Source organism: Lentibacillus sp., from assembly GCF_035301925.1.
Lineage (GTDB): Bacteria > Bacillota > Bacilli > Bacillales > Amphibacillaceae > Lentibacillus.
Genome location: NZ_DATGTI010000095.1, coordinates 1 through 5,115 on the forward strand (window position 1 = coordinate 1; position 5,115 = coordinate 5,115).

At 41.7% G+C, this 5,115-nt stretch carries 4 protein-coding genes and 1 pseudogene; all 5 read left to right on the top strand.

Going from position 1 to position 5,115, the window contains the following annotated elements; genetic code table 11:
• Window positions 1-131 precede the first annotated feature (131 nt).
• Window positions 132-1,415 carry an IS110 family transposase gene (locus VK080_RS08360; protein ID WP_324224313.1) on the top strand — a complete coding sequence of 428 codons (1,284 nt, stop codon included), beginning with the start codon at window positions 132-134 and terminating at the stop codon, window positions 1,413-1,415.
• Between the two features lie 800 nt (window positions 1,416-2,215).
• Window positions 2,216-2,449 (top strand): heavy-metal-associated domain-containing protein, encoded by a 234-nt coding sequence (locus VK080_RS08365; RefSeq protein WP_324224314.1) that lies wholly within the window; start codon window positions 2,216-2,218, stop codon window positions 2,447-2,449.
• Between the two features lie 113 nt (window positions 2,450-2,562).
• Window positions 2,563-4,482 carry a heavy metal translocating P-type ATPase gene (locus VK080_RS08370; protein ID WP_324224315.1) on the top strand — a complete coding sequence of 640 codons (1,920 nt, stop codon included), beginning with the start codon at window positions 2,563-2,565 and terminating at the stop codon, window positions 4,480-4,482.
• Window positions 4,483-4,648: 166 nt separating this feature from the next.
• Window positions 4,649-4,882 carry a heavy-metal-associated domain-containing protein gene (locus VK080_RS08375; RefSeq protein ID WP_237670580.1) on the top strand — a complete coding sequence of 78 codons (234 nt, stop codon included), beginning with the start codon at window positions 4,649-4,651 and terminating at the stop codon, window positions 4,880-4,882.
• 82 nt (window positions 4,883-4,964) lie between these two features.
• Window positions 4,965-5,115, top strand: a pseudogene (locus tag VK080_RS08380) (DNA starvation/stationary phase protection protein); the annotation flags it as partial.

The following is a 5,115-nucleotide window of genomic DNA, read 5'->3' on the forward strand; positions in this document are numbered from 1 at the left end:
AAAGGAGCATTCCTGTAATGAAAAAAATTGAGGGTATTTGAGGTTTGATACAAAAAAAGTCCCCTTGGTATAGTACGGGGTGTCGATGCGCATCGACCCCTAATTAAATAAAAACCAAGGAGGACTCACCAATGAATTATAATAGGAATGAAAAAATAAGGCAAATCACAGAGGAAACATTAATCGTAGGTATTGATATCGCGAAGAAAAAACACGTCGCGAGAGCACAGGATGACCGCGGGATTGATCTAGGGAAACGCTTGGTTTTTGAAAACAATATAAGTGGCTTTGAACGGCTGATTAATTGGGCCTCAGACATGAAGAGCACCCATAAAAAATCAAAACTGATGCTTGGTGTCGAACCAACAGGTCATTATTGGCTAAACCTTGCCTATTACGTCAGGACGAAAGACATTCCAATCGTTGTCGTCAACCCGATGCATGTGAAACGCATCAAGGAAGTGGACGATAACTCACCATCCAAAAACGATACGAAAGACGCTCGCGTCATTGCACAAATGGTTAAAGACGGTCGATACTCCATACCCAACCTGCTTGAAGGCGTGTACGCCGAATTGCGTCAGGGCATGAAAGTACGAGATCAACTGTCTCAGGATGTGCAGATACTCAGCGGACGTATTGATAATTGGCTGGACCGTTATTTTCCTGAATTCACAGCCGTCTTTAGTAAATGGTCAGGCAAGGCAGCTTTAAGCACCTTAGAACATTTTCCACTGCCATCGGATATTAAGTCCATGACAGCTTCAGCTATTGTCACACAATGGCGGGAAGCCGTTAAGGGTGCAGTTGGTTTGAAAAAAGCCGAGCAGTTGTTAGCTGCTGCCCAGCATTCCGGTGGACTAACCATTGGATTGCGTATGGCCAGACGGGAAATTGAAGCCCTGATTGACCAATACCATCGCCTTCAGGAAAAACTTGAAGCCGTTGATTCAGACATCGAAGAACTACTTCAAGAGATTCCCGGAACCGATCAAATGCTGGCGATTAAAGGCGTGAATGTCCTGACAGTTGCCACATTCTATGCAGAAGTAGGTGACATCACAAACTATCAAAGCCCGCGTCAAATTCAAATCCTTGCCGGTCTGTCGCTAAGGCGCCATGAATCGGGTAAATACAAAGGGCAAACAAAAATCAGTAAACGTGGGCGAAAACGACTGCGCAGAGCCTTATACCTGGCAGTTCGTCCAATGGTCGCTAATAATACGTCATTCAAGGCCTTACATGACTATTACACAACGAGACGTGACCACCCGCTAAAGAAACAGGAGTCGCTCATTGCCTTATGTAACAAGCTTATTCGTGTCCTATTTGTGATTGGCAAGAAACAATGTGCATTCGATGGCGAGAAGATGCTTCAGGATATGCCTCAAATGACCATGCAGAAAGCTGCCTAAAGCAAAGTCAAGACTGATTTATAAGTAAGTAAGACGTAAGAAATGCCAAGGGAGACAATTGAAGCGCAGAGCCGAAGCTTATAACATCCATTCGGGCAAAAGACCCTGCAAAGGAGCATTTTCGGCCTCCACCTCATGGATATGCCGGACGAAGGAATGTATGGATACAATCCTGAGAGACATGGGAGGGTCAGCGACCATGAGTTCTGTGGAGATGGAAGGACGCGCGATTATAGTAAAAATTTTCCATCACCTTCCTGGGAAGGTCCAGGTCGTTACCCTCCATCGCATCGGAAAATTCCGAAATGAAATGGATGCAATGAAATCGATGAGGTAGCTTCAATCAAACCCCTGAGAAAATCAAAGCAATTTGGAGTAATTGGAAGAAAATCATTTATTTATAGAGGGAGTCCGTATTTAGGCACTCTTAGTTACTATCACTGTTTTTTTAAATATAAAGTTCTTTTTCCATTTCATTAATTCTTGATTCATTGTTCAATTCAACCTGACCACCAACACCTTCCAGTTTTGCATCAACAGTATCAAACGATTATGCATTAATTGAACATTATCTTCTCCAAAAATACTCGCTAGTTCCGCAAACGGGGGCTTCCAGGAAAGTGAATAACAAATGAGTGGATAAAACGAGGTAACTATACATGATTGCTTCGTTTTTCTATTAGAATTTGTTCGAAACTTGACCGCAGTCAATTATTATTAGCCGGAAATACTCTATAGTTGTAAGTGTAGAAAGAAAACAAAAGAATTTTATTAAATAACTTGTAAAGGAGAAATATATTATGCAAAAAGCAATCATTCAATTAGAAACTTTATCCTGTCCGTCGTGTATTCAAAAGATTGATCATGCAGTAAAAAAACTGGAACGTGTTGATCCGAACAGCGCGAAGGTTCTGTTCAACTCCAGTAAGGTCAAGGCGAATTTCGATGCTGAAACCGTTAAAGTTGAGAAGCTGGAAAAAGCCATTGAAGACTTAGGCTACTCCGTTATCAAAACGAAAGTAAAAGCTGCTTAATTCAAGAACAATAAACGTTTTCAAAACTTGACCGCGCTCAATTATTATTACCCAACATTATTCTATACTGGAATCATCAATTAAACAATAATTAAAATCTGGAGGGAAACAGCATGCAGGGATATATTTTAGGGAAGAAAAATCAAATTACGCTGATCAGTGCGATTTTGATTGCCCTTGGCTTCTTTGGTCGATTTGGTCTAGATAACATGTTCATTTTCAACTGGTCGCTCATCATTGCATCGATTCTCGGAATCGCACCGATTGCCATTCAAGCGTATCAGGCATTAAAAGTAAAAGTTGTCAGTATTGATGTATTAGTCACCATTGCCGTTATTGGCGCATTGCTCATTCAAAACTATGAAGAGTCAGCAATCGTAACGTTCTTATTCTTATTTGGCGCTTATTTGGAACAACGTACTTTAAACAAAACCCGTTCCGCCATCAAGGAATTAACCGAGATAGCCCCGGAAAGTGCATTGATCCAAATGGAAAATGGGGACTTTGAAGAAGTAGACGTGGATGATGTAGACGAAGACGATATCTTGTTAGTAAAAACTGGTGCAAAAGTGCCTGTAGACGGAACCGTTTTGACGGGTGAAGGGCATCTCAATGAAGCAAGTATTACCGGTGAATCTGTACCAGTAAGTAAAACAAAAGATTCTGAAGTATTTGCAGGAACCATCCTGGAAAATGGGACCCTTCAAATTCGAGCAGATCGAGTCGGGGAAGACACGACCTTTGGCCGCATTATCGAGTTAGTGGAAGAGGCGCAGGATTCCAAATCAGAAGCAGAACGCTTTATTGACCGGTTTTCCAAATATTATACGCCAGCTGTATTAATTCTTGGTGCCATTGTCTGGCTGTTTACTCAAAATGTGGAGCTAGCCATCACGATTCTCGTATTAGGTTGTCCTGGCGCACTTGTTATCGGGGTACCTGTATCCAACGTTTCCGGCATTGGAAATGGTGCACGAAACGGCGTGCTGTTAAAAGGCAGTGAAGTCATCACGGACTTTAGCAAGGTGGACACCATCGTTTTTGATAAAACAGGGACATTGACAGTCGGAAATCCTGAAGTAGCGGAAAAAGAGTTTTATGAAAATAATACAGAACTAATCCTCAGATACTTGGCCAGTGTGGAACGCGAATCAGAACATCCGTTAGCAAAAGCTGTCCTTGAGGATATTGGTGAAACAACCTTCTCTACTGTGGAAGAAACCGAAGTTGTAAAAGGCGAAGGGGTTGTCGCAAAAGTGGACGGCCATCGTGTCGTCGTTGGTAACGTCGCACTAATGGAAAGAAAAAATATTCTATTGAACAAAAAGGCCAGAAAAGATATCGAACGCTTTGAACAAAACGGGAACTCACTCGTTCTCACTGCGGTCGATGGAGAATTAAAGGCACTGATGGGCATTCGCGACCAAATTCGCCCAGGTGTGAAACAGGATCTTCAAAGATTGAAAAAACTTGGCGTGAAAAGCCTCGTCGTCTTGTCCGGGGATAACCACGGAACGGTCGATTTAGTTGCTCGTGAATTGGCATTAACAGAAGCACATGGGCACATGCTGCCGGAAGGAAAGTCAGCTTATATTGAAGAAATGCAGGCAAAAGGGCAAATCATTGCCTTTGTCGGTGACGGTGTAAATGACAGCCCGTCCCTCACCTTAGCGGATATCGGGATTGCCATGGGAAGTGGAACAGATGTTGCGATTGAAACCTCCGATGTTGTCTTGATGAACTCAGACTTCAGCCGATTACCACACGCATTAGGTTTAACAAAAGCAACCGCAAGAAACATGAAACAGAACATCACCATTGCAGTCGGTGTCGTGCTCGTCTTATTAGCCAGCCTGTTATTTAGTGAATGGATGAACATGTCGATTGGAATGCTGGTTCACGAAGCAAGTATCCTGGTTGTTATCTTCAACGCGATGAGATTGTTGAGATACCGTTTAAGAGGCAGTAAGTACCATAAGAACATAAAAACACAAAAGAATACAGATGCAGCGAACACAAACCAGGCTGCTTAACCATGATGGGGAAGTATTCTTTCTGAAGCACAACATACTTCCCCGGATTATTTAATCAAATTTGACCTGCATCAATTTCAAAAAGTGGAACCTCAGCTATACTTAATATGTAAAGAGGAAGAGGCGAAACAAAAACGTCCCAACTATAAAAAAGGAGAGATATATTATGCAAAAAGCAACGATTCAATTAGAAACTTTGTCTTGTCCATCCTGTCTGCAAAAGATTGATAAAGCCGTAAAAGGATTGAATGGTGTTGAAAAAAACAGTGTAAAAGTACTGTTTAACTCAAGCAAAGTGAAAACAAATTTTGATTCAGAATCTGTAGCAATAGAGGAAATCGAAAAGGCGATTGCAGACCTGGGATACCCCGTTATCAAATCAAAGGTAAAAGCAGCCTAAGTTACAATTAAAATGGACGTTACTTCCACAGTTTGTTTAGCAATAGTGCAAGCAAATAGTAAAAACAATAGGAGGAATAGAAATGACACGAGATAAAACACCGCAAGAAAGATTGAAAGAGGAGCAAGAGCATAAAGAGCATGTACACCATACAAAAATCAACGCAGCAGCCATTGCAGATCATATTTTAGGGAATATCCATACAATGCATGTAAAATTACACCAGTATCATT

Excerpts from the sequence above, each read along its gene's own strand:
- VK080_RS08360 (WP_324224313.1), top strand. The coding sequence starts at position 132 with ATGAATTATAATAGGAATGAAAAAATAAGGCAAATCACAGAGGAAACA.
- VK080_RS08365 (WP_324224314.1), top strand. The coding sequence starts at position 2,216 with ATGCAAAAAGCAATCATTCAATTAGAAACTTTATCCTGTCCGTCGTGT.
- VK080_RS08370 (WP_324224315.1), top strand. The coding sequence starts at position 2,563 with ATGCAGGGATATATTTTAGGGAAGAAAAATCAAATTACGCTGATCAGT.
- VK080_RS08375 (WP_237670580.1), top strand. The coding sequence starts at position 4,649 with ATGCAAAAAGCAACGATTCAATTAGAAACTTTGTCTTGTCCATCCTGT.